The organism is Nocardioides panzhihuensis, assembly GCF_013408335.1.
Taxonomy (GTDB): domain Bacteria; phylum Actinomycetota; class Actinomycetes; order Propionibacteriales; family Nocardioidaceae; genus Nocardioides; species Nocardioides panzhihuensis.
The window spans coordinates 3,033,387-3,055,997 of sequence record NZ_JACBZR010000001.1 but is presented as its reverse complement, the minus strand read 5'-3'; the positions used below and the strand labels follow the sequence as shown (position 1 = coordinate 3,055,997).

20 protein-coding genes are annotated in these 22,611 nt (G+C 68.1%); 15 read left to right on the top strand and 5 right to left on the bottom strand.

Features of this window, described 5'->3' with window-relative positions; translation table 11 throughout:
- The first annotated feature begins 2 nt into the window (after nucleotides 1–2).
- The 4 genes from BJ988_RS14480 to BJ988_RS14465 are packed head-to-tail and all read left to right on the top strand — an operon-like array spanning nucleotide 3 to nucleotide 4,301.
- Entirely contained in the window at nucleotides 3–2,291 is a 2,289-nt protein-coding gene (locus BJ988_RS14480; RefSeq protein ID WP_179658607.1) for an MMPL family transporter, read from the top strand.
- Nucleotides 2,288–3,325 (top strand): peptidylprolyl isomerase, encoded by a 1,038-nt coding sequence (locus BJ988_RS14475; protein WP_179658606.1) that lies wholly within the window; start codon nucleotides 2,288–2,290, stop codon nucleotides 3,323–3,325. Before BJ988_RS14480 ends, BJ988_RS14475 begins: the two co-directional genes overlap by 4 nt.
- Nucleotides 3,322–3,534 carry a hypothetical protein gene (locus BJ988_RS14470; protein ID WP_008357891.1) on the top strand — a complete coding sequence of 71 codons (213 nt, stop codon included), beginning with the start codon at nucleotides 3,322–3,324 and terminating at the stop codon, nucleotides 3,532–3,534. The genes BJ988_RS14475 and BJ988_RS14470 overlap by 4 nt, the downstream gene beginning before the upstream one ends.
- Complete coding sequence (locus BJ988_RS14465; RefSeq protein ID WP_179658605.1) at nucleotides 3,534–4,301, top strand: enoyl-CoA hydratase/isomerase family protein; 768 nt, start codon at nucleotides 3,534–3,536, stop codon at nucleotides 4,299–4,301. The genes BJ988_RS14470 and BJ988_RS14465 overlap by 1 nt, the downstream gene beginning before the upstream one ends.
- 7 nt (nucleotides 4,302–4,308) lie before the next feature.
- Here the strand turns inward: BJ988_RS14465 and BJ988_RS14460 are convergent, their stop codons facing one another.
- From BJ988_RS14460 to BJ988_RS14450, 3 genes are all read right to left on the bottom strand, one after another.
- A complete protein-coding gene (locus BJ988_RS14460) occupies nucleotides 4,309–5,505 on the bottom strand; it encodes a TetR/AcrR family transcriptional regulator (protein ID WP_179658604.1) in 1,197 nt (398 codons plus the stop codon).
- A gap of 198 nt (nucleotides 5,506–5,703) precedes the next feature.
- Nucleotides 5,704–6,219 carry a hypothetical protein gene (locus BJ988_RS14455; RefSeq protein WP_179658603.1) on the bottom strand — a complete coding sequence of 172 codons (516 nt, stop codon included), beginning with the start codon at nucleotides 6,217–6,219 and terminating at the stop codon, nucleotides 5,704–5,706.
- Nucleotides 6,216–6,803, bottom strand: coding sequence for a hypothetical protein (locus tag BJ988_RS14450; RefSeq protein ID WP_179658602.1), 588 nt, complete (start codon nucleotides 6,801–6,803; stop codon nucleotides 6,216–6,218). The genes BJ988_RS14455 and BJ988_RS14450 overlap by 4 nt, the downstream gene beginning before the upstream one ends.
- A 239-nt stretch (nucleotides 6,804–7,042) precedes the next feature.
- Here BJ988_RS14450 and BJ988_RS30155 point away from each other — a divergent pair, with 239 nt between their 5' ends.
- The 4 genes from BJ988_RS30155 to BJ988_RS14430 all read left to right on the top strand — a co-directional run bounded on the left by BJ988_RS30155 (nucleotide 7,043) and on the right by BJ988_RS14430 (nucleotide 11,246).
- Complete coding sequence (locus BJ988_RS30155; protein WP_218860873.1) at nucleotides 7,043–8,170, top strand: helix-turn-helix transcriptional regulator; 1,128 nt, start codon at nucleotides 7,043–7,045, stop codon at nucleotides 8,168–8,170.
- Nucleotides 8,171–8,246: 76 nt separating this feature from the next.
- Nucleotides 8,247–9,395, top strand: a complete 1,149-nt coding sequence (locus BJ988_RS14440) for a helix-turn-helix transcriptional regulator (RefSeq protein ID WP_179658601.1) — start codon at nucleotides 8,247–8,249, stop codon at nucleotides 9,393–9,395.
- Between the two features lie 109 nt (nucleotides 9,396–9,504).
- Complete coding sequence (locus BJ988_RS14435; RefSeq protein ID WP_179658600.1) at nucleotides 9,505–10,737, top strand: lytic murein transglycosylase; 1,233 nt, start codon at nucleotides 9,505–9,507, stop codon at nucleotides 10,735–10,737.
- Between the two features lie 29 nt (nucleotides 10,738–10,766).
- Entirely contained in the window at nucleotides 10,767–11,246 is a 480-nt protein-coding gene (locus BJ988_RS14430) for a PGPGW domain-containing protein (RefSeq protein WP_179658599.1), read from the top strand.
- Nucleotides 11,247–11,376: 130 nt separating this feature from the next.
- Here the strand turns inward: BJ988_RS14430 and BJ988_RS14425 are convergent, their stop codons facing one another.
- Entirely contained in the window at nucleotides 11,377–11,694 is a 318-nt protein-coding gene (locus tag BJ988_RS14425) for a DMT family transporter (protein ID WP_179658598.1), read from the bottom strand.
- Nucleotides 11,695–11,980: 286 nt separating this feature from the next.
- Here BJ988_RS14425 and BJ988_RS14420 point away from each other — a divergent pair, with 286 nt between their 5' ends.
- From BJ988_RS14420 to BJ988_RS14410, 3 genes are all read left to right on the top strand, one after another.
- Nucleotides 11,981–12,469 (top strand): MarR family winged helix-turn-helix transcriptional regulator, encoded by a 489-nt coding sequence (locus tag BJ988_RS14420; RefSeq protein WP_179658597.1) that lies wholly within the window; start codon nucleotides 11,981–11,983, stop codon nucleotides 12,467–12,469.
- A gap of 55 nt (nucleotides 12,470–12,524) precedes the next feature.
- Nucleotides 12,525–15,668, top strand: a complete 3,144-nt coding sequence (gene icmF, locus BJ988_RS14415) for a fused isobutyryl-CoA mutase/GTPase IcmF (RefSeq protein ID WP_179658596.1) — start codon at nucleotides 12,525–12,527, stop codon at nucleotides 15,666–15,668.
- Nucleotides 15,669–15,828: 160 nt separating this feature from the next.
- Nucleotides 15,829–16,689, top strand: a complete 861-nt coding sequence (locus BJ988_RS14410) for an alpha/beta fold hydrolase (protein ID WP_179658595.1) — start codon at nucleotides 15,829–15,831, stop codon at nucleotides 16,687–16,689.
- 667 nt (nucleotides 16,690–17,356) lie between these two features.
- On the opposite strand, the gene BJ988_RS14405 is transcribed toward BJ988_RS14410, so the two are convergent.
- Nucleotides 17,357–17,959: a TetR/AcrR family transcriptional regulator gene (locus tag BJ988_RS14405; RefSeq protein ID WP_179658594.1), complete on the bottom strand. Its 603-nt coding sequence runs from the start codon at nucleotides 17,957–17,959 to the stop codon at nucleotides 17,357–17,359.
- 207 nt (nucleotides 17,960–18,166) lie between these two features.
- On the opposite strand from BJ988_RS14405, the gene BJ988_RS14400 reads away from it, so the two are divergent.
- Genes BJ988_RS14400 through BJ988_RS14385 form a run of 4 tightly spaced genes read left to right on the top strand, consistent with a single transcriptional unit; the run spans nucleotide 18,167 to nucleotide 22,590 of the window.
- Nucleotides 18,167–19,012, top strand: coding sequence for an ABC transporter ATP-binding protein (locus tag BJ988_RS14400; RefSeq protein WP_425490862.1), 846 nt, complete (start codon nucleotides 18,167–18,169; stop codon nucleotides 19,010–19,012).
- Between the two features lies 1 nt (nucleotide 19,013).
- The gene (locus BJ988_RS14395) at nucleotides 19,014–19,829 is read left to right on the top strand and encodes an ABC transporter ATP-binding protein (RefSeq protein WP_179658593.1); all 816 of its coding nucleotides are present in this window, start codon (nucleotides 19,014–19,016) and stop codon (nucleotides 19,827–19,829) included.
- Nucleotides 19,826–21,676, top strand: coding sequence for an AMP-dependent synthetase/ligase (locus tag BJ988_RS14390; RefSeq protein ID WP_008357866.1), 1,851 nt, complete (start codon nucleotides 19,826–19,828; stop codon nucleotides 21,674–21,676). Before BJ988_RS14395 ends, BJ988_RS14390 begins: the two co-directional genes overlap by 4 nt.
- A complete protein-coding gene (locus tag BJ988_RS14385) occupies nucleotides 21,673–22,590 on the top strand; it encodes a branched-chain amino acid ABC transporter permease (protein ID WP_040755028.1) in 918 nt (305 codons plus the stop codon). Before BJ988_RS14390 ends, BJ988_RS14385 begins: the two co-directional genes overlap by 4 nt.
- Nucleotides 22,591–22,611: the final 21 nt, after the last annotated feature.

Genomic DNA, 22,611 nt, shown 5'->3' with positions numbered 1-22,611 from the left:
CCATGGGGAAGGTGCGGCTCCTGGGTGGGGGCATCCTGATGGCCGTCGTGGTAGCGGTGGTGGTGGCGGGCCTCGCCCAGGTCCGCACCGACACGACCACGCAGTCGCTGCTGCCTGTGGAAGACCCGGGTCTGGAGGCTTCCCTGGAGGCTGCCCGCTCGTTCGGTGGCGACCCCGTCGTCATCCTGGCCGAGACCGACGAACCGCGGTCGTTGCTGCAGGGCGACCAGATCGAGCGCCTCGTCGGCCTCGAGGGCCGATTGGCGCAACTTCCCGACGTGGCCGTCGTCTACGGCCCCGGCACGGTGCTCAACCAGGTGGCGGGCCAAGCGCAGAACATGATGGCCGCGATCGCCGGCCGGCGGAACGCGTTGCGCGCGGGTGCCGAGCAGCGCGCCGAGAAGGCTGGGCTGTCGCCCGCGAAGGTCAAGCAGGCCGGGGAGCAGGCCATCAAGGCGTACGACGTTCGCTACGGCAGCCTTCTGGTCAAGGCCCTTCCGGCGGGGCTGCCGACCCTTCGCAACCCACGGTTCGTCCAGGCAGTCGTGTTCGACGAGGACGGTCGTTCACGGCAGCAGTGGCGGTTCGTCGTGCCCAGCGCGGACGCCGTCGCGATCATCGTCCGCCCCCGCGAAAGCCTGGACCAGGCCGCGACCGAGCGCCTCGTCGAAGAGGTCGAAGAGTCGGTCGACAAGGCCGGGCTCGAGACGAGTCGGGTGACCGTGACCGGCATGCCGGTTGTCGCGGCAGGACTCGGCGACGTGCTGACGCGGGAGATACCGCTGCTCGGAGGCATCGGCCTGGTCCTGATCCTCGCCTGCTACCTGCTCCTGCCGTGGCTGTCGCCTCGACGTGCGCGACTTCTGCCCCTGGTAGCTACCACAGTGGCGGTTGCCGGCGTCCTGGCTGCCTTCGGCTGGCTCGACCACCCACTGTCCCTCGGTGTCGTGGCGTTCCTGCCGATCGTGCTGGGCACAGGCAGCGACTTCCCCGCATACTTGGTCCGAGGGGCCAACCGCCGTCAGGTGGTGGTCACTGCTCTGGCGGCCGCCGCGGGGTTCGGCGCCCTGGCCGTCTCCTCTGTGCCCTTCGTACGCGACCTCGGCCTCGCGCTGGCCTCGGGGGTCGTGGCAGCCACAGGTGTCGGCCTGATCCTGGCCCGCAGGGCCAAACCTCTGTCTCCGGACGACGCCCCGTCGCCGGGGGGCGATGCTGGCGAACCCGTGAGGAAACCCTCCGGTCGCAACGGCTTTGCGACCAGGGTCGGGATCGTCGGTGCAGCCATCGCGTGTGCCCTCGGAGGCTGGATCGCGCTGCCCGGTCTCGACGTGGAGTCGCAGCCCGACCAGTTGGCTGCGGGCCTTCCCGCACTCGAGGACGTACGCCATGCCGAGGAGCTCGTGGGGTCGGCCGGCGAGGTGCAGGTGCTGGTCCGGGGCAGTGACGTGACGTCCCCGGAGTCGCTGGCATGGATGCGGGAGGTGCAGGAGGTGGTCGTACGCCGGTTCAGTGACAGGCTGCACCCGATCGTGAGCCTCCCGAGCCTGCTGAGCTTCCTGGGTGACGATCCGACCCCCGCGCAGATCCGGGCGGGGCTCGAGCAGCTGCCGCCGTACCTGCGTGGTTCGGTGATGCGCAGCGACGGCCGGCAGGCGGTGCTCAGCTTCGGGATCGAGCTGGAGGACGTCGAGGCCCAACGTACGCTGCTCGCCGACCTCCGCTCGGCCATCCCCGACCCTCCTTCGGGAGTCGAGGCAGACCTCGCGGGACTGCCCGTGGTGACGTCTCGCAGCTACGAGCTGGTGTCCGGGAACCGTTACCTCGACGCGCTGGCGGGGATCGCCGCCGCCGGGCTCGTCCTCCTGGTGGGGCTGCGGCGGCGTTCCGACGCTCTCCGCGCGGTCGTGGCCGCCGGTCTCGCCACGGGCTGGGGCTTTGCTGGTGCATGGCTGCTGGGCGTCCCACTGACTCCGCTCACCGTGGCGCTCGGGTCCTTGGCCACGGCCACGGCGTGCGAGTTTACCATTCTCCTCGGCGCCGCGAAGGCGTCGCGCACCGTCCTGCTCGGGCGGTCCGTCATGGTGGCAGCGGTCGCGGCCGCCTGCGGATACCTCGCGCTGGCGTTCTCGGGACTTGCGGTCATCCGTGACTTCGGTCTGTTCCTCGCAGCGACCGTTGCCCTGTCCTTCGTCGCGGCCCACGTCGTCCGAATGCTCCCCTCAGCCCCGGGGCCGGAACAGAGCCTGCCCGCCAACGAACCCACGAAATCCCCTGAAGAGGTGCTCGTATGAAACTGCCCGTATTCCTCACCCAGCGGCCACTCGGCACCAAGACCGTCGGAGTCGTACTCGTCCTGGCCGTGCTGGTCGCGGGAGCCGTTCTCGGCGTGCGCGAGCTCCGCGACCTCCCGGACGACGCGGCCTTCGAGTACGACGGCACCGTCGTCACCAAGGATGACCTCGATGAGCGTGTGGAGGTGCTCGGAGCGCTCTACGGCATCAAGGAACCCGGTAAGAAGGACGGCCGAGCTGCCTTCCGGCGCGACACCGCCAAGGCAGTCGCGGTCAGCATGGTGCTCGACGACGCGGCGCGTGACAAGGGCGTCGCGGTCTCTGACAAGCGTGCCCGCGACACCCTCGACCAGATGGTGGCGTCGCAACTGGGCGCGGATCCGCGTGAGGCGTTCACCGAGCTGCTCGCGGACTTCGGGGTGACCGAGGCGGCGGTGCTCGACGAGGTGAAGCGCCAGCAGGCCGTCGCGCTGCTGTTCGAGAAGATCACCAAGGATGCGGCCGCGGACGTGACGGCCGCCGACGCCCGCGACTACTACGAGGCACACCCGGACCGGTTCATGACCCCCGAAGGCAGGGAGTTGCGCAACATCGTGGTCCGGACCGACAAGGACGCGCAGGCGGTGGTGCAGCGGGCTCGGAAGGGCGAGGACTTCGCGGCCTTGGCCCGTGCCAACAGCCTGGACGACGCCACCAGGGACCAGGGTGGAGCACTGGGCGTGGTCCCCGCGAGGTCGCTGGCCGGAGACTACGCGAAGGCGGCCTTCGGAGCCCGGAGCGGAGCGGTCTTCGGTCCGGTACGTACGCAGTTCGGGTGGAATGTCGGCCAGGTCGTCCGCATCGTGCCCGGCAAGGAGCCGACGTTCGACCAGGTCGAGGACCAAGCCCTCGATGTCGTGCGGTCCGAGCGCGCCCTCGAGGCCTGGCGCGACTGGCTCGAGGGCCGCATCAAGAAGGCCGACGTCGAGTACGCCGACTCCTACCGCCCCGAGGACCCGAACGAGCCACCGGCAGTGGCCACGGAGCAGCCATGAGCACGACGCTCGTGAGTGGAGCCATCGCCCTGATCTCCCTCGCGCTCGGGCTGTGGGGATCCAACAACCCGGCCCGCCTGGTCCCCCCAGGACTCTCAGAGGAGCGCCGTGCGCGCGATGAGCGCCGGATCCGCCGGGGTGCGAGGTCGATGCTGGTGATGGCTGGGGTGTTCGCGGTCCTCGCTGTCGTCCCTCTGGCGGCACGCTGATGGCGACGACCGTCGACGTGGTGGACGACGGCTGCGTGCGGACCCTCGTGATGAACGGGCCGATGTCCCTCAACTCACTGGCAGAGTCGACGGCTAACGCACTGCACGACCAGATCCAGATGGCGGAGCGCGACGAGAACATCCATGCCATCGTCCTGACCGGGGCGGGGGAGCACTTCTCCGCGGGAGGCGACGCGGAAGGGGTGCTGAGCGCCCACGGGCCGTCGGACGACGACGCGATCCTGCGGTTCATGCGGGCGTACCAGCGCGCGGCCAGGGCCGTGTGGGAGAGCCCGCTGCCGATCATCGCTGCGGTGTCTGGAGTTGCCTACGGTGGTGCCTTCAACCTCGCTATCGCGTGTGACCTCGTCGTCTGTTCCAGGAGCGCCCGGTTCTGCCAGGTGTTCCTGCGGCGAGGGCTGGTGCCGGACTTCGGTGGGGCGTTCATACTTCCTCGCATCGTCGGGATGCAGCGCGCCAAGGAGCTGATACTGCTGGCGGACGAGATCGACGCGGTCGCGGCGTACGACCTGGGGTTCGTCAACGTCGTCGTCGACACACCCGACCAGGCGCGAAGTCACGCCCAAGGGCTGGCGCACCGGATCTCCGCCGAGTCGCGGTTGGCGGTTTCCCTGACGAAGAAGCTCCTTCACCAGAGCGCCAGCGGGTCGTTCCCGTCCGCGCTGGAGCTCGAGGCCTTGAGTCAGACGTTGGTGCTCGGCTCCGACAAGGCACGGTCGGCGTTCGAGGCCTTTCGGGAGCGCTGAGGGTGAGTCACAGCGTGACGTTGAGGATCCGCCGGCACATGATTTGCAGGTCCTGCTCGACCGAGCGGCGCCTGCGCAGGTGATCCGTACGAGTGACGTCGTTGACCACCGTGAGGACCGCGTGCACAAGGAAGCGGGCGCGTCGCTCCTCGATTTGGGGCCGGGTCTCGCGGACCAGTCGGATCCACTCCGCCACGTAGTCGTGCTGCGAGCGGCGCACCTGACGGCGGTGTTCCTCGGGCAGGTTGGTGACCTCTGCGACCAGGATGCCGACGAGGTCGTGGTGGACGAGAGCGAACTCGATGTAGGCGTCGAGCAGGTTCGTGACGCCCTCCGCGCTGTCGCGGGCCCGTCCGAGCGCCCGTGAAGCGCCGAGCTGGAGCGGTTCGGACGCACGTGCGATCACCGCGGAGAGCAGGTCTGACTTCTTGGCGAAGTACTTGTAGACCGCCGCACCGCTGATGCCCACGCTCTCTCCGACGTCCTCCATGGAGACGGCCTGGTAGCCGAACTGGTGGATGAGCGGGGTCGCCGCCGCCAGGATGGCCTCTCGCCGGCCATGCGGGCGCAGCCCGACGACTGTCGGGACGGGCTGCGGCTCCGCGCCATCGTCACTCCCGGTGAGGCTCGTGGTGCATACGGCGAGCGCCATGCGCTCGAGCATGTCGATGATGTCGTCCGGCTCCAGCTCCGTGCTGTGATAGGACGGACTGGTCAGCACGGCCAGGGCCGCCCAGGTGAGCAGGTCAGCCTGACCGGCGGACAGGTCGGGCCGGGCAGACCTGAGCTGTCGTGAGAACTCGTCGATGAAGGTGAAGAACCTGGCCCGCATGGCAGTACGGGCCTCGTCATCGAGGAAGCGCGCCTCGCGGTTCCACAGGACACCCATGTAGCGCCGCTCTCCAGCTGTGGTCGCAATGCCCGTGATGACCTCACCCAGGTCCTCGGGCGAGCCCTCGAGGACGAATCTCGTCGCCTGGTCGAACCCGTCGGTCAGCGCGTGGCTCAGCAGGTCCTGCTTGCCCTTGAAGTGTCGGTAGAGGGCACCTGCGGTGATGCCGACCTCCGCCGCGATCTGGCTGGTGCTCACATTGTGAAACCCATGTCGGTAGAAGAGATGGCCTGCCACCTCGACGATCCGTTGCTTGCGGTCCCGCGGCCGAGGGGTGCTCTTCAGTGGTGCACGTCGCAACTGCTCCGTCATCGCCCTCTCCCTGAGTGCTCCCGAGCCGCACTTTCCCACAGCATCAGGGTCGCTGACCTGATGGTTGCGCATGGTTTACTTATCCGCCAGTTTACGGCACATCCAAGGTGCTGAAGCCACCAGCCTAGACGATAGGCGTTTACTTGCTGTCGTCTTGGCGCCTGAGCGATGCAGTGTCTCGAGAGGTCGACGGGTGTCTCAGAGCAGACGGATCGAAGAGATCTTCCAGGTCCCGTCGGTGTTCCGCAGGTCAAGGGCGAACTGGGCCGGGCCGACGGCCGACTGGCCGGAGGGGGTTGAGGCTGCTTGGTCCGCGAAGACCAGGAGCTTGGCCCGTTCGTCTCTCAGCCACACGACTCCGACGTCGCGGACGGTGGTGGTGAGGGTGAGGCGCTGGGCCCCCGCGGCACGTAGATGTGATCCGTACAGCCGGTCGTACTGACCGACCGCGTCGCCCACGAGGGCCTCTTGTGCTCGTCGCCGGGTGGCGGCGACCTTTCCAGGTCGGATGGTGAAGACCTCGGCTGCCGTCGTTCTCCCGATCTCGAGGACCTCATCGGTGGCCGTACTGGAGACGAAGGCGACGTTGTGACCTGATGCCGGGGTGGAGCTGCCGGACTCGGTGGCCAAAGCGATGGCGACGCCGATGACGACGACCATCGTCAGCATCAGGACGGCGTGGGCGCGTCGTGGCCGAGGGACGGTGATCCTCATGTGCTGCTCACTGTCTCGAGATAGGTGATACGCCACGCCGAGTCGATGTGCTGCATCAGCATGCGGAGGCGTCGGACGGCGACGGTGGGCTTTCCATGGCGCGGCGTGGTGCGGACCTCGATGACGCTCAACACGGTCGCCCGGCCTGCGCTCGGGTCGAGAGCCGAGACGGCTGTCTCGAGGACCTTCGTGGCCGTCGCTGTGCCCTTGCGACGAATGTCTGCCGCGATCTGCGCGGGATGCCGCGCCAAGTCACGATGAAGCGCACCGCTCGACACCTCGAGCCAGTCGCCTACGGTCTGCTTGCTCTTCTGGGGATCAACCGTGTTGAGGGCGATGGCTGCCTCGGCGGCAGCCTCGATCGCGAGATCGCGGGCGCGAACGGCGTCGCTGTCGGCCTCGGTCATGCCGCTGCTGCTCCATGGGGACCATGCGAGCAGCCCGAGCACGACTGCGGTCGCGACGACCGCTGCCGTGACGGTCCTTCGGGCGAGGCCGAGCGTGTGCGGGTCGAAGTCGAGCCGCGGCGGATCCTCGGCCGGGTCGACCTGCTCCGCTGGCGGTGTCTCTCTCGTGCCCGTCACCAGTCCTCCTCGAGCCGTCCGCGTGCGTGTGTCCGGCGTGTCAATCCACTAAGTAAACCACGCATCACGTTCCGTAACCACGGCGTGATCCTTGCGGGGCGCCGAATACGTGGCTGGAATCGAGAGTTTCCCCCAGTTCAAGCATTCGAGGGCTTGACGAAACAATGTGGCGGACATCACTATGGGCTGCGAAGTAAATAGAGCGCAAGTTCCATCGACGTTGGGATGGAGATTCAAAGATGACTTCTGTGCGCTGCCCTGGCGCGAGTTCCGACCATTTGGGGGACGAGCTGGAAGAGCAACGGCGCGAGATCGCCGAGCGGCTCAGATCGCTGACCGCTGCTGCCGCGCTTTCTGCCTCGACTCCGGGCTTGGAGGCGCTGTCGGGCCCTGGCCTGCTGGGGCTGGACGGTTCTGTGCTCCAGCGACAGTCCAGTCTCTTCGCGGCCACCGAGGCCGCGTCTGCCGTCGTCGGTGAGCGCATTCGGCCGGCGCCGCTCTTGGCCGCCAGGCGGGTGAGCCTTGCTCTGGAACGCCTACAGGCGGGGACCGAGCTGGACGACGTCCTGCGCGCCGTCCCCTCCGAGCTCTGCTGGGCCGGTGACTTCGACCGCGTGCTCTTCTCGCGTGTGGAGAGTTCCTCGTGGTCGCCCCAGGCGTGGTTCACGGCCCATCCCGAGTCTGCCGTGGACGTGGCGTTCGGCAAGCTGGTCCGTGGTGCGACCTTCCCACTTGCCAGCGGGTCGATCGAGGCTGAGATCGTTCGCCGCCGTGTCACGGCCCTCGTGACGGATGCCGCCAGCGAGACGAGGACGTTCCCGCCACTCATCACGGTCGCCCACTGTGACTCATACGTGATCGCGCCGGTCGTCTCTGGGGGAGCGGTGGTCGGCTTGCTTCACGCGGATACCGGGGCCACCGGCACCCCCCTTGTGGAGGCGGACCGGGTGACCATGCGTGCGTTCGGTGACGGTTTCGGGTTGATCCTGGACTGTCTTGCGCTGCTCGGGGCGCTCGACGAGCAGCGCCGGCAGATCTCGGCCGCACTTGCCCGGGCCGGCCAGGCGGTGGGAGATCTGTGCGACGCTCCGCTCATCCTTGCGAGTGAGGCGACCGCGACCTTGCCGCCACCGCGCCAGCCGGCTGCCCGCGGGGCGATGAGCGGGCTCACCGCTCGCGAGCAGGACGTGTTCGCGTTGCTGGTCTCCGGAGCAACGAACCCTGAGATCGCCGATCGGCTGACGGTGTCGGAGACGACCGTGAAGTCGCACGTCAAACACATTCTGCGCAAGCTGCGGGTCAGCAACCGCGCGGAGGCGATCGCGAAGTATGTCCGCGGTGGCGGCCTCAACGGAGTTGCGTCATGAGCGAGCGCAAGCGAGCGACCGCGGGCCTCAGGCCGCCGGGTCCGTATTCTTCGCCCTTTCGTACGGAGGCGGTGGCATGAGTGTCGTCGCCCCCGCGAAGAGCGCCGTCTTCGCCTCCAGCGGACGGAGCGGGCGCCCACGGCTGAGCGGCTATCACCGAGCTCGTGCCAACGATCTGCGGAAGCTGGTGGCGGAGGCCCTCCGAGTCGAGCCCGACGTCCTCGTGGTCGGTGATCCTGGTGTCGACTACTCACCGGACCGGCTCACTGTGCTCGCACGGCTGTGCGTGGAGGAGGCCCAGGTCGAGGAGTCGGGGGACGAGAACCGAGCCCGCGATCTGTTCGGGCTCGCCCTGGAGCTGCAGGTCCTGGCACTTGATCTGCACGAGGAGAACCTGGTCCAGTGCAACCGGCGCCTGGCGGACTGTGCCGAGGGCCTTGCCCGGCTGAGGGGCCTTCCCACAGCACAAGACCTCGTGGCCGTGGTGTGCGAGGAGCTGGCTACGCGCTGCGGGTTCGGTCGGGCCACCATCTCCAGCGTGGAGAACAACGCGTGGAAGCCGCGCAAGGCGTTCTTCGCCGAGGCCGACGCGGCGTGGTTCGACGAGTGGGTGGGCCAAACGATCCCGCTTCACGGTCACACCCCTGAGGCCCGGCTGCTCACCGAACGGCGACTAGCCCTCGTCGTGGATACGGCCAGCACCCAGGTCCACGAGGACATCATCGTGGAGGCGGGCCAGTCCCGGTCCTACGTCGTGGCTCCCGTCTGCTCGCGCGGAACCGTCGTGGCCTTCATCCACTGCGACCACTTCCCGACCGCGCGGGCGTCGGACGAGGTGGACCGCGACCTCGTCTGGGCGTTCGCCGACGGCTTCGGCCGCCTCCATGAGCGGCTCGTACTCATGGAGCGGTTCCATGCGCAGCGCGCACAGGTCGGCACGATCCTGGATGCCGCGCTGCGCACCCTGCCGGAGTCCTTGGGTGTCGTCCCGCGCACCGGCTCGCTCGGCGCGGGCAACCACTTGGAGCTCCTGTCGGAGCTGACTGCTCGTGAGTCCGAAGTCCTGCAGCTCATGGTCGCGGGAGCGCCCAACCGAGTGATCGCCGAGCGCCTGGTCATTGCGGAGGACACCGTCAAGTCGCACGTCAAACAGATCCTCCGCAAGCTCGGCGTAGCCAACCGGGCACAGGCGATCGCCCGCGCTGCGGGCACCGCTCCCGCCTGAGGTGGATTGCCCCTGCGGGGGGTGGAGTAACCCCCCGCAGAGTGATGTGACGGATGCCACATCCTTCGTACGGTCGGAACCTGACTGCAGATTCCCCTACGGAGGCGCCATGTCCACCACAGATCGCCGTTCCAGCCACGCGTCGACCACGAAGGTGCCGAGGCATGTGGCCGCGCTGGTCCCACTGGTCGTCCTGTCGGTCGCATGGACCGCCCATGTGGCCAACCCGTACGCGTTCGTCAGCGGGAACGAGCCGCGGACCGCGCATCCCGAGGATGTCTCGGTGCCGACAGCGGCGCTCGAGGACCCGGCGAGCTACTCGCGACCCGCTGTCGTCGGGGTCGGTGTCCCGCAGAGGCGTGCTGCGCAGGTCGTGGCGGCTTCTTCGGCCAAGGGCATCCCGAGCGCCGCGCTCGCTGCCTATCAGCGCGCCGAGACGGTCATCAATGCCGCCGACGCGACGTGCAACCTCGACTGGCAGCTGCTCGCGGCGGTGGGCCACGTGGAGTCGGACCACGGCCGCTACAACGGCAACACGCTGGGCACCGACGGTGTCTCGCGTCCGGGCATCTACGGCATCCCTTTGGACGGGACGAACAAGACCCGGGCGATCGGGGACACCGATGCCGGGCAGTACGACCGTGACGAGGTCTGGGATCGTGCTGTCGGCCCGATGCAGTTCATCCCCACCACGTGGTCGTCCGTCGGCGTGGATGCCGACGGGGACGGGCGGCGGGACCCCCAGGACATCGATGACGCTGCGTTGGCGGCAGCGGTGTACCTGTGCTCGGGCCCCCGTGACCTTGGCGACGAGGCCGGTCGTCGTGCAGCGGTTCTTCGCTACAACCACTCGCAGTCCTACGCCGACATGGTGCTGCGCACTCGGGGGGCGTACGTCAAGGGCGGCTACACCGCTGTTCCCACCGACATCGCGCCTGCTGTGGCCGCCATGGACGGCTCGTACCAGTCGGGTCGCGGTGGGTCTGTTGATGGGCAGAAGGTGCCGAGCCCAAGGCGGCCGGCCCGCCACGGCGCCGGTTCCACCGATCACCCGAGCTCTGCTCCGGCGGATGCTGGTGACCAGACGGGCACGGAAGGCCAGCCTGAGGCCAAGCCGGAGCCGTCGGCTCCGCAGGAGGCTCCGGAATCGCCGCCCGAGCAGGTGCAGGAAGAGGTCGAGGGGACTCTCGAGAAGGTCGCCGAGCCGCTCCCGAGCCCTGTCGACGAACCGGTCGATCAGGTCTTGACCCTCACCCAGGCCATCACCCGGTGCACGGCGGAGGGTGTGAGCCGGCTCGACCTGCTGGCCTGGAACCAGTGCATCGACGACCTGGTGCAGTGAGGCGGCCACGCGGCGACCTGGGACCGGCCATGGGCTCCGGCACCGGCCGGGTGCTGCGCGAGACGGTGGCATGGCTGCTCGTCGCAGCCGGCGTCGCGGCCCTTGTCCTCCCAGGTCCCGGGCTGCTGATGACGTGCGCCGGCCTGACGCTGCTGGCTCGAGACCACGCCTGGGCCGAGCGCTGGCTCGCCCCGGTGCGACGACGCGCTCTCCAGGGTGCCGCCCACAGCGTCGCGACGTGGCCGCGCATCGTCCTCGCGGCGACCCTGGCCCTCGGCATCATCGGATGTGGGTTTCTTTGGGCCTGGAGTCCACCGGCGCCGTCCTGGTGGCCGGTCCCCGGGATCTGGTGGCTGCCCGGCGGCGTTGCTGTGGCCGTCACGCAGATCGTCGCGGGCATGATCGGACTGGGCACGATCGCATACTCCTGCTGCCGCTTCCGTGGTCAGCTGGACGCGCCCAGGCTCCCTACGCGGCAAGAGACTGCTGTCGAGGAGGCGGCAGCCTAGACCTACTTCCCCGTGACGTTGTGAACGCGGGCAGCGCCTTGCGGACCTGGAGGCCGGCGGCTCGGTCGAGCGGGGTCAACAGCGGGTTGGTTTGAGAACTTGGACGCGCCGGTCGAGTCAGCTACGCGGCTCAGGCGGATCCGGCCTGAAGTGTGACCACGCCGATCGCGACCAGGATGATCCCCGCCAGTTGGACAGGGCTCGGCCGCTCGTCGAACAGGACTGCGCTCAGGAGAGTGATGAGGGAGATCCCGATGCCGCACCAGATCGTGTACGCCGTGGCGACAGGCATCCCTCTCACGAGCGCCTGAGAGAGTGCATAGAACGAAAAGCTGTAGCCGACGACGACGACAACCGACGGCACGAGATTGGTGAAGCCCTGGGAGCTCCGCAGGCTCATGGTCGCGGTGACCTCGCTGCCGATGGCCAGTGCCAGCCACCCCCACATCAGCGCAGTGCCTTGCGTCGCTCGTGCCCGCGCAGGCGCGCGTGCTTGGACGCGAGAGCCTCGCGTCGAGGTGCTGCTGTGCGCCGTGTCCGGCTCATCCGTTCACTCCATCTCGTGAGTCTGTCAATGGACGGTAGAACCGAAGTCGTCGGCCAGCGTCACCTCGCGGGGGTGAGGTCCTCCTCCCTCCGGGTAGGACCGTGCCTACGGGCAGATACGAGGACATCCAGGTAATTCGCGGGCGGGCTCTTTCGGGTTCGGCTTCACGTGCCGCTAGGTTGAGCAGATGGATCCGATCGAGGAAGCGCACCGTCAGTGGGTGGCGCACGGCTGGGCCGAGGCTGCGGACGGGATGGCGATGGTGACCTCTCTGGTGCGCGTTCACCAGCTGATGATCGAGCGCATCGACGCCGTGTTGAGGACGTACGACCTGACCTTCGCCCGCTACGAGATCCTCCGGGTTCTGGCATTCTCGCGCGCCGGGCGGATGCCGATGACCCGGTTGGGGTCGCTCCTCCAGGTGCATCCGACCAGCGTGACCAGCGCGGTGGCCCGGCTGGAGAGACAGGGGTACGTCGCCCGAGTCCGTAGTGCCGAGGACGGCCGAGTCGTACTGGCGACCCTCACCGCGGCTGCCGTGCGCGTGGTCGAGGACGCCACGGCCGAGCTGAACGCTGAGGTCTTCACGGCGCCCGGCCTCGACCCCGACGGCGTCGAGACGTTGACCCGGCAGCTGGCGTTGCTGCGCGCGGATGCCGGGGACCCGGTCCGCTGACCAACTGGTGAGCGAACCACTACCGAAAAATGATTGGACGTCATAGTATCTTGGTGTGACCGAACTCCACACCGCCCGAAACCCCGTCCGGATCGTCACCGCGGCCGCCCTGTTCGACGGCCACGACGCGGCGATCAACATCATGCGCCGGATCTTCCAGTCGCAGGGCTGCGAGGTGATCCACCTGGGCCACAACCGCTCGGTGAAAGAGGTCGTCGACGCGGCGATCGAGGAGGACGCACAAGGGATCGCGGTCTCCTCCTACCAGGGCGGCCACGTGGAGTACTTCGAATACCTGGTGGAGTCGCTGCGCGAGCGCGGCGCCGGGCACATCAAGGTCGTCGGCGGTGGCGGCGGGGTGATCGTGCCGGAGGAGATCGCCCGGCTGCGCGCCTCCGGGGTCACCATCTTCTCCCCGGAGGACGGCCAGCGGATGGGGCTGGCCGGCATGATCAACTCGGTCGTCGCCGACCTCGACGTCGACCTGTGGGCGCAGCGGCCGGTGAGCGCCGAGGAGGTGATCGCCGGCGACCGTACCTCGGTCGCCCGGGCGATCACCGGCGCCGAGCAGGGTCGGCTGCCGGCCGACGTACTCGACAGGCTCGAGGCCGCCGCGGCTGACCGTGTCGTGCCGATGCTCGGCATCACCGGCACCGGAGGCTCCGGCAAGTCGTCGCTGACCGATGAGCTCGTGCGGAGGCTGCGGGTCGACCAGGAGGACAAGCTGCGCGTCGCGGTGGTCGCGATCGACCCCACTCGGCGACGCGGCGGGGGCGCGCTCCTGGGTGACCGGATCCGGATGAACTCGCTGGCCTCGGACGGTGTCGAGGGGCCGGTCTACTACCGTTCGCTGGCGACCCGCGGCGCCCACGAGGTGCCCGACCACCTGGCGGACGTTCTGACGATCGTCCGCGCGGCCGGGTTCGACCTGGTGATCGTGGAGACCCCCGGCATCGGCCAGGGTGACGCCGCAATCGTCCCGTTCCTGGAGGATCGCGGCACCTCGCTGTATGTGATGACGCCCGAGTTCGGCGCCGCCAGCCAGCTCGAGAAGATCGACATGCTCGACTTCGCCGACGTCGTCGCGATCAACAAGTTCGAGCGCCGCGGCGCCGACGACGCGCTGCGTGACGTAGGCCGTCAGCTGGTCCGCAACCGGGAGGACTTCGGGTCGAGCTGGGAGGACATGCCGGTCTTCGGCACTTCTGCGGCGACGTTCAACGACGACGGCGTCACGGCCCTTTACCAGCACCTCCGTGGCCTGTTGGCGAAGAACGGACTCGCCATCGCCGAGGGCACCATCGCCCCGGTCGCGGTGAAGCACTCCAGCGGCGCCCATGAGATGGTCCCCGGTGACCGGGCGCGCTACCTGGCCGATATCGCCGCGACCGTGCGTGACTACCACGCCGACACCGAGCAGCTGGTGGCCCAGGCTCGCCGGGCCCAGGCGTACGCACTGGTGGCCGCCGACCTCCCCGAGATCGGCGATGCGGCCGAGACGACCAGCCGAGACGTACCCGCCGAGATCGCCAGCCGGATCGCTGCCTGGCCGGGCATCGTGAAGGAGTACGCCGAGGAACCGGGCCGGATCTCACTCAGCGGCAACCGGGTGCCGCGGGTGGCGCTGCCCCGGTACGAGGACCACGGCGAGATGGTCCGGTTCTGGCGCCGGGAGAACCTGCCGGGTCACTTCCCGTTCACCGCGGGCGTCTTTCCCTACAAGCGGGCCAACGAGGACCCGGCACGCATGTTCGCCGGCGAGGGCGACCCCGCCCGTACGAACCGCCGTTTCAAGATGCTCTCCGAGGGCCAGCCCGCTGCACGGCTCTCGACCGCGTTCGACTCGGTCACGCTCTACGGCCGCGACCCTGATGAGCGCCCCGACATCTACGGCAAGGTCGGCACCTCGGGGGTCTCGGTGGCCACCTTGGAGGACATGAAGGAGCTGTACGACGGCTTCGATCTCCTCGCTCCCACCACGAGTGTCAGCATGACCATCAACGGCCCGGCCCCGACCGTGCTGGCGTTCTTCCTCAACACCGTGATCGACCAGGCGCGCGAGCGCGGGATCGACCCGGCGAAGGCGCTGCAGACGGTCCGCGGGACCGTGCAGGCCGACATCCTCAAGGAGGACCAGGGGCAGAACACCTGCCTGTTCTCCACGGAGTTCAGCTTGCGCTGCATGGCCGACATCCAGGAGTGGTTCATCGAGCAGGGGGTGCGCAACTTCTACTCGGTCTCGATCTCGGGCTATCACATCGCCGAGGCCGGGGCGAACCCCATCTCCCAGCTCGCCTTCACGCTGGCCAACGGCTTCACCTACGTCGAGTCCTACCTGGCCCGCGGGATGGACATCGACGACTTCGCGCCCAACCTGTCCTTCTTCTTCTCCAACGGGATGGACCCGGAGTACTCCGTCATCGGCCGCGTCGCCCGCCGGATCTGGGCGGTCGCGATGCGGGACCGCTACGGCGCCTCGGAGCGTTCGCAGAAGCTGAAGTACCACGTTCAGACGAGCGGTCGGTCCCTGCACGCGCAGGAGATGGACTTCAACGACATCCGCACCACGCTGCAGGCGCTGATCGCGATCTACGACAACGCCAACTCGCTGCACACCAACGCCTTCGACGAAGCCGTGACGACCCCGTCCGCCGATTCGGTGCGTCGGGCGCTGGCGATCCAGCTGATCATCAACCGCGAGTGGGGCCTGGCGATGAACGAGAACCCGCTGCAGGGCTCCTTCATCATCGACGACCTGACCGACCTGGTCGAGGAGGCGGTGCTGCGCGAGTTCGAGCGGATCTCCGAGCGCGGCGGCGTGCTCGGCGCGATGGAGACCGGCTACCAGCGCGGCAAGATCCAGGACGAGTCGATGCTCTACGAGCACCGCAAGCACGACGGCACGCTGCCGATCGTCGGCGTCAACACCTTCCGGCGCCCCGAGGACGGGGCCGACCACGTAACCGTCGAGCTGGCCCGTGCCACGGATTCGGAGAAGGAGTCCCAGCTGCGCCGGGTGCGCGACTTCCAGGACGCCCACCGGAGCGAGGCTGCCGAGGCCCTGGCCCGGCTCAAGGAGGCGGCAGCGAGCGGTGAGAACGTCTTCGCAGTGCTCATGGACGCCGCTCGGGTCTGCACCCTGGGCCAGGTCACCGAGGCGTTCTTCGAGGCCGGCGGGCAGTATCGCCGCAACGTCTGAGCGATCGGTCCCGTCGGCGGGCACGGGTCGGCTCCTCATCGTGTGGCCCTTCCTCGGGCGCAGCGCCAGGAATGGTGACTTCTCCATTCGCCGGGCCACGCGATGACGCGACCGGCCGACGTGCAAGTGGCACCATGGGCACCCAGTCACAGGAGGCCGCATGTCCAGCACCGCCACATTCATCTCGCCGACCGATGGTACGGCGCTCGCAGTCCGGACGTGGGGGGAGGAACTGCCCGCGCCGCGGGGCGTCGTGCAGGTCGCCCACGGCATCGCCGAGCACCTGCAGCGCTACGACCGTCTCGCCCGGGCCCTCGTCGCGGCCGGCTACGCCGTCCGAGCCGTCGACCACCGTGGCCACGGCGGGTCCGTCGCGTCGGCCGACCAGCTCGGGCACTTCGACTTCGAGGCACTGGTGGCCGACGTCGCTGCTGTGGGTGCCTCGCTGCGCGATGACTTCCCCGGCGTCCCGATGTTCCTCGTGGCGCACTCGATGGGATCCTTCGCGGCACAGACGGTGATCCTCGACCGGTCCGAGCTCTACGATGGCGTCGTGCTGTCCGGCTCGACCGCACTCGACGTGCTCGCCGCGGAGCTCTCGAAGGCCGAGGGCCCGATCGGACTGGAGGCGTTCAACGCCGGGTTCGAGCACCGGACCGGGTACGAGTGGCTCTCGCGCGACGAGGCCGAGGTCGATGCGTACGTCGCCGACCCGTTGTCCGGGTTCGACCTCCCAGACACCGCCGTGCCCCAGCTGTTCGGCGGTGCCGCGCGGCTGGGCGACGCGGCGGCCCTGAAGGGCATCCGCTCCGATCTGCCGATCGCGATCGTCTCCGGCGACGCGGACCCGCTTGCCGCAGGTGGGGCCCTGGTCGAGCTGCTGGGCCAGCGCTATCGCGACGCCGGGCTGACGGACGTGACGGTCACGCTCTACCCCGGGGCGCGCCACGAGATCTTCAACGAGACCAATCGCGACGCGATCACCGCGGACGTGATCGAATGGCTCGAGGCCCACTCCTGAGGCGTCACATTCAGGGTCTGTGCCATCGAGATCCGCGAGCTCACCGACGTGACCAGGCAGCGGCGAGAGATCCCGGCTTCCGCGGCGATATGCGAGATCGGACGTCCGGCGTCCACGCGCTCGCATAATCGGCGACGCGCTTCCGGCGTCAGCGGGGGCATTGGGGTGCCCCGCCACATCGCCCCTTCGCTGAACTCGGTGAGTGGGACGGGCTCTTCCCGGCGGCCGGGGTCTGAGATTGGAGCCTCAGCCTGCCCCGAGGCGGTTTGTGTGGCGCTGGCCCAGGCCAGGAGCCCGGTGCGGGTTGTTGTCTCACGCATCAGGGCTGATCCGAAGACGAGCAAGGCTAGGCGGACCATCCCGCGGAGTGTCCAGCCGAAGGTATTGATGGCGACGAGGCCGGCGACCTCACGACGTCATCGAGGTGGTCGGCGGCATCGAAGCTCTCGCGCCTTTCATCCTTGATCGTCGTCGATGTCCTTCCGCTGCGGTCCTGTTGGTGTGGTCGAGCGTGTGCTCCTCCGGCGTCTGAGCCCGGAGGACCTACATGATTCTGGAGTGAAAGGCCAATCACTTGGGATGACGAGGGTCATACTGGATTGGGACGCCCGCCCGTGACCAGAAGAGGCGCCGGGACGTGACTCCGCCGGGGCCGGTGCTCGCCAGATCAGCCCCGAGGCGTCCGGGCCGGATCCACGCCGAGGCAGGCGTGGGCCATCTGGCTGAGCAGTTCGGTGAGCCGGTCATCCGGCAGTTCGGGGTTGAAGTTCAAGATCGACTGGATGGCGCCGATGGCGGCGTGGACCGTGAGGCGCGCCTCCTGGTCGGTCAGATCGGATCGCAGCGGAGCGAGGACGTGGACCCATTCCTCGATGTACAGCCGTTGCAGCCGGCGCAGTCTCCGACGGTCCTCCTCGGGGAGGTTGTCGACCTCGCGGTGGTAGACCGCCAAGACGTTGCGATCATCGATGGCGATCCGAATATGGTCGCTGACCAGCGCAGACAGTGTCTCGCTGTCGTCGGTGGTGACCTTGGCGATGTCCTCGGCGCCGGAGCTGATTCGGTTCATCACGCGATCCAGCAAGGCGATGAGGATCGATGTCTTGCTGTCGAAGTGCCTATAGATGCCCGAGCCCACGATCCCGGCCTCCGCGCCGATGTCGGCCATCGATACGTCATGGAAGCTCGTGCGTCCGGCCAGGTCCGCGGCTGCGGCCAGGATGCGCGCCTTGCGGTCGGGGTCGCGTTGCCGCCGGGTCTCGTTGGTCATGGCGCCAGTGTGCACCGCGGCGCGGTGTTGTGGGGAGGGTGCCCTCGGCGATGTGGTCGGTGTCGCGATAGGCAGAGATCCGAAAGTGACCGGAATCACGATTTGTCCTTGAGAGTCTTGTCAGTTAGTGATTGGCGGTTTACATTGATGCTCCGGGCTCGGGCCTCAGTCAGGGCTTCGTTGCCCGCCAGCTCATCGGGAGATGACGTGACCCGCCGAACCACGATGGCTACGCCGTCCGAGAGGCCGATCGCCGCCGAGGCGGGGGAACTGGTGGTCTCGAATCTCGAGGTCGTCTACAACGACGCCGTCCTGGTGCTGCGCGGTATCTCCGTCTCGGTTCCGACCGGCTCCGTGGTGGCTCTCCTTGGTGCCAACGGCGCGGGCAAGACGACACTCCTGCGGGCCATCTCCGGGTTGCTGGACTTCCACCGTGGCGACATCACCAAAGGGAGCGTTGGCTTTGCAGGCGCAGACGTGACGAGCCTGAGCCCTTCACACCGTGTCACCCGGGGGCTGGCGCAAGTGATGGAGGGACGGCGCATCTTCCAGTCCTTGTCAGTGGAGGAGAACCTCCGGGCCGGGGCGATCGGAGCAAAGGGCACCACTGCGAGCGAGACCTTCGACCGGCTGCTCGACATGTTCCCGGTTCTCGCCAAGCGCCGACGCGACATCGCGGGATATCTGAGCGGGGGTGAGCAGCAGATGCTCGCCATCGGCCGAGCGCTGATGTCCGGACCCACGTTGCTCCTGCTCGACGAGCCGTCCCTGGGTCTCGCGCCGCGCGTGGTCGAACAGATCCGGGACGCCATCGTCTCCATCAACGGGCAGGGGACCAGCGTTCTGTTGGTGGAGCAGAACGCGACCATGGCCCTCTCGATCGCCAACCACGCCTACGTCCTCGAGCACGGCCGGATCGTGAGTGAGGGCTCTGCTGCCGCGCTCATGTCCGACCGCAACGTGGCGGACTTCTATCTCGGCGGCGGCGAGCACGCCGAGCGGTCATACCGCGACGTGAAGACCTATCGACGCCGCAAGAACTGGGGAACCTGACATGCCCACCACGAGACTCGAAACGCTCATGACGCCGCCCTCGACGGAGGGACGCCCGCTGCTCGAGGTCGCCAATCTGCGGCTGAAGTTCGGTGGTGTCACCGTCCTCAACGATGTCAGCTTCGATGTGAATCGCGGTGAGTTGTTCGCGATCATCGGCCCCAACGGCGCCGGGAAGACCTCGATCTTCAACTGTCTCTCCGCGGCCTACCGGCCCGAGGCCGGCAGCATCAAGATCGACGGACGCGAGCTCGTCGGCATGCGTCCGGCCCAGACGGTACGACACGGCATCGGGCGCACCTTCCAGAACCTGGGACTGTTCCCAGACCTCGATGTCGTCGAGAACCTTCTGCTGGGTCGCCACTCGCTCATGCGCACAGGCTTCCTGAGTGGTGCGCTCTGGTTCGGCCGGGCCCGCGGCGAGGAGCTCGCACACCGGATGGTGGTCGAGGAGATCATCGAGCTTCTTGCGCTCACGCCGTTCCGTCGGCAAGCGGTCGGAACGCTTCCATACGGCGTCCAGAAGCGGATCGAGCTGGGCCGGGCCCTTGCGATGCAACCGAAGGTGTTGCTCCTCGACGAGCCGGTGGCCGGCATGAACCTCGAGGAGTCGGAGGACATGGCTCGCTACATCGTCGAGCTGCGTCGGCTTCTGGGCGTCGCGATGATCCTGGTCGAGCACGACATGCGGCTCGTCATGGATCTTGCCGACCGCGTGATGGTGCTCGACTTCGGCACCCCGATCACCACGGGTGTCCCGAATGACGTCACGTCGCACCCGGGCGTGGTCGCCGCATACCTCGGAGGTGCGGCATGAGCCTGTCCGCCCACGTTCGACCTCCAGCCGCCGCTGTCGAACCGGACACGATCTCGACGCTGCCCGCTGCGCTGCTCTATCGAGCGCTCCGCTCCCCGCGCCAGGTCGCCCTCCGCAAGAAGCACTTGGGCGTGTGGCGCAGCTACACGTGGGGAGAGTACGCCGAGCGGGCCGCCGCCATCGGGATGGGGTTGCGCCGCCTCGGCGTGCAGCCCGGTGACCGAGTGGCGGTCCATGCCGGCAACCGACCGGCGTGGGTCATCGCCGACATGGGTATCCAGGCCATCGGAGCCGTTACCGTCGGCCTGTATCCCACGGCTGCTGCGGACGAGGTCGCCTACCTCTTGGAGCACTCCGAGTCGGTCGTCCTGATCGCCGAGGACGAGGAGCAGTACGACAAGACCGCCGCCGTACGTTCCGGGCTGGTGAGCCTGCGCAACATCGTCATCATCGATCCGCGGGGAGTGGATCTCGCCGACTCGATGCTGATGTCGTTCGACGACCTCGAGGCCGAGGGTCGGAGGTCATCCGACGACCTGCTGACGGACCTGGCGGCAGCGGTGGCAGAACTCGACCCGGCGCTGCCGGCGACCATCGTCTACACGTCGGGGACGACCGGCCCGCCGAAGGGCGCCATGCTCAGCCACGCCAACCTCGTCGCCGCTTCCCGCAACGGGGAGTCGTCCTTCGGCGTGGCGCCGGGGGACGAGGTCCTCTCCTACCTGCCCCTGTGTCACGTCGCCGAACGGCTGGTCTCGGTCGTGTGCGCGCTGGCCTCCGATTACGTCGTGAACTTCGGCGAGGACTCCGACACCTTCAACCAGGACCTGCGTGAGGTCCAGCCGACCTTCTTCTTGGGTGTGCCGCGCGTCTGGGAGAAGATGATGGCCTCCGCGACGATCAAGATCGGCGACGCCGGCTTGCTGAAGCGAAGCAACTACCGCTTGTGGCTCAGCATCGGTCGCGGCATAGCGCGGCGGCGGTGGGCGCGCGGCCGGCTCGGTCCTGTGGACCGCATGCTGTACGGATTCGGCTGGCTGATGCTCTATCGGCCACTGCGGGAGAAGCTCGGCCTCAGCCGTTGTCGCAGCGCGGTGTCGGGTGCGGCCCCGATCGCCCCCGAGGTCCTCGAATACTTCTGGTCGATCGGCATCCCGGTCGTCGAGGGCTACGGCCAGACCGAGAACACCGCCCAAGGCTCGATCGTCGCCGTCGACAACGTGCGGCTCGGCACTGTCGGTCGTGCCGTTCCCGAGACCGAGCTGCGGCTGGACCCCGGCACCGGCGAGATCCTCACGCGCGGGCCCGCGACGTTCCTCGGCTACTTCAAGGATCAGGAGGCCACCTCGGCTGCGATCGACGCTGACGGATGGCTGCACACCGGCGACGTCGGTGTGGTCGATGACGACGGGATGATCCGGATCGTCGACCGGATGAAAGACATCATCATCACCGCCGGCGGGAAGAACATCAGCCCGTCCGAGATCGAGAACAAGCTCAAGGTCTCGCCCCACGTGCGGGAGGCGATCGTCATCGGCGACCGTCGCAAGTACCTCACCGCACTGATCGGCATCGAGCTGGACACCGTCGGCGCGTGGGCGCAGTCGCGAGGTATCCCGTTCACCACCTACACGGATCTCTCGGCCAACCCTGCGGTCGTGGAGCTCGTCGGCCATTGGGTCGAGGAGGTCAACCAGTCGTTCGCGCAGGTCGAGACGGTCAAGCGCTTCGCCATGCTCCCCAGGGAGCTGGACACCGAGGAGGGCGAGGTGACCGCGACACAGAAGGTCAAGCGGCGGTCCATCGAGGCGACTTACGCCTCCCTGATCGAGGAGCTCTACACATGAGTACGACGGGCGTGGGCACCGAGGCCCTCATCGAGACACTGTTCTCGGGGATCGCCGTCGGCGCAAAGTACGCACTTGTAGCGCTCGGATTCGTCATCGTCTTCAAGGCGACGCGCGTCCTGAACTTCGCCCACGCGAGCTTCGTCCTTCTCGGCGGGTTCATCACCTGGCAGCTCGCCGCTGAGTGGGGCGTTAACTTCTACCTGGCACTTCCGCTCGCGATGGTGGCCGGCGCACTCATCGGCACGGCACTCCAAACCGCCCTGCTGCAACGCCTCTTGGGGGAGAGGCCGTTCTCGATCATCATGATGACGATCGGGGTGCTGTACGTCTTCGACAACGTCACCTCCGCGATCTGGGGGCCAGAGGACCGGGACCTGCCGGATCCGTGGGGCTCCAAGACGGTCGACCTCGGATCGGTCAATCTCGCCGTCGCGGACCTGTGGACCATCGGCGTGACGTCCGCTGCAGTCGGTGCCTTCTTCCTGTTCTTCCGATACTCCAGCCTCGGCCTCGGAATGCGGGCCACGGCCGACGACCAGGAGGCCGCCCTGGCCACCGGCATCGACGCACGCCGGGTCCATCTGGCTGCCTGGGCCACCGCGGGCGCTCTGGGCACCCTGGCGGGCGCCATGCTCTCATCGGGTGCGGGCTCGGTCGGCCCATCACTCGGTGCCGTCGCCTTCGTCGCCTTCCCCGCCATGATCGTCGGTGGGCTCGAATCACCCGTCGGCGCCGTTGTCGGCGGCCTGCTCATCGGACTCATCCAGCAGCTGACAGCACTTCTCCAGCCGGAGTACGCCGCCTGGCTGGGGTCCGGCTTCGACCGTGTGGCGCCGTTCGCCGTGATGGTCATCATCCTGCTCGTGCGGCCGTATGGGCTGTTCGGTGAGCCCGAAGTGAGGCGAATCTGATGTCGACAATGACCTTGTCCC

Coding starts and splice junctions, on each gene's coding strand:
- BJ988_RS14480 (WP_179658607.1), top strand. CDS start 3: ATGGGGAAGGTGCGGCTCCTGGGTGGGGGCATCCTGATGGCCGTCGTG.
- BJ988_RS14475 (WP_179658606.1), top strand. CDS start 2,288: ATGAAACTGCCCGTATTCCTCACCCAGCGGCCACTCGGCACCAAGACC.
- BJ988_RS14470 (WP_008357891.1), top strand. CDS start 3,322: ATGAGCACGACGCTCGTGAGTGGAGCCATCGCCCTGATCTCCCTCGCG.
- BJ988_RS14465 (WP_179658605.1), top strand. CDS start 3,534: ATGGCGACGACCGTCGACGTGGTGGACGACGGCTGCGTGCGGACCCTC.
- BJ988_RS14460 (WP_179658604.1), bottom strand. CDS start 5,505: ATGACGGAGCAGTTGCGACGTGCACCACTGAAGAGCACCCCTCGGCCG.
- BJ988_RS14455 (WP_179658603.1), bottom strand. CDS start 6,219: ATGAGGATCACCGTCCCTCGGCCACGACGCGCCCACGCCGTCCTGATG.
- BJ988_RS30155 (WP_218860873.1), top strand. CDS start 7,043: ATGACTTCTGTGCGCTGCCCTGGCGCGAGTTCCGACCATTTGGGGGAC.
- BJ988_RS14440 (WP_179658601.1), top strand. CDS start 8,247: ATGAGTGTCGTCGCCCCCGCGAAGAGCGCCGTCTTCGCCTCCAGCGGA.
- BJ988_RS14435 (WP_179658600.1), top strand. CDS start 9,505: ATGTCCACCACAGATCGCCGTTCCAGCCACGCGTCGACCACGAAGGTG.
- BJ988_RS14430 (WP_179658599.1), top strand. CDS start 10,767: ATGGGCTCCGGCACCGGCCGGGTGCTGCGCGAGACGGTGGCATGGCTG.
- BJ988_RS14425 (WP_179658598.1), bottom strand. CDS start 11,694: ATGTGGGGGTGGCTGGCACTGGCCATCGGCAGCGAGGTCACCGCGACC.
- BJ988_RS14420 (WP_179658597.1), top strand. CDS start 11,981: ATGGATCCGATCGAGGAAGCGCACCGTCAGTGGGTGGCGCACGGCTGG.
- BJ988_RS14410 (WP_179658595.1), top strand. CDS start 15,829: ATGTCCAGCACCGCCACATTCATCTCGCCGACCGATGGTACGGCGCTC.
- BJ988_RS14405 (WP_179658594.1), bottom strand. CDS start 17,959: ATGACCAACGAGACCCGGCGGCAACGCGACCCCGACCGCAAGGCGCGC.
- BJ988_RS14395 (WP_179658593.1), top strand. CDS start 19,014: ATGCCCACCACGAGACTCGAAACGCTCATGACGCCGCCCTCGACGGAG.
- BJ988_RS14390 (WP_008357866.1), top strand. CDS start 19,826: ATGAGCCTGTCCGCCCACGTTCGACCTCCAGCCGCCGCTGTCGAACCG.
- BJ988_RS14385 (WP_040755028.1), top strand. CDS start 21,673: ATGAGTACGACGGGCGTGGGCACCGAGGCCCTCATCGAGACACTGTTC.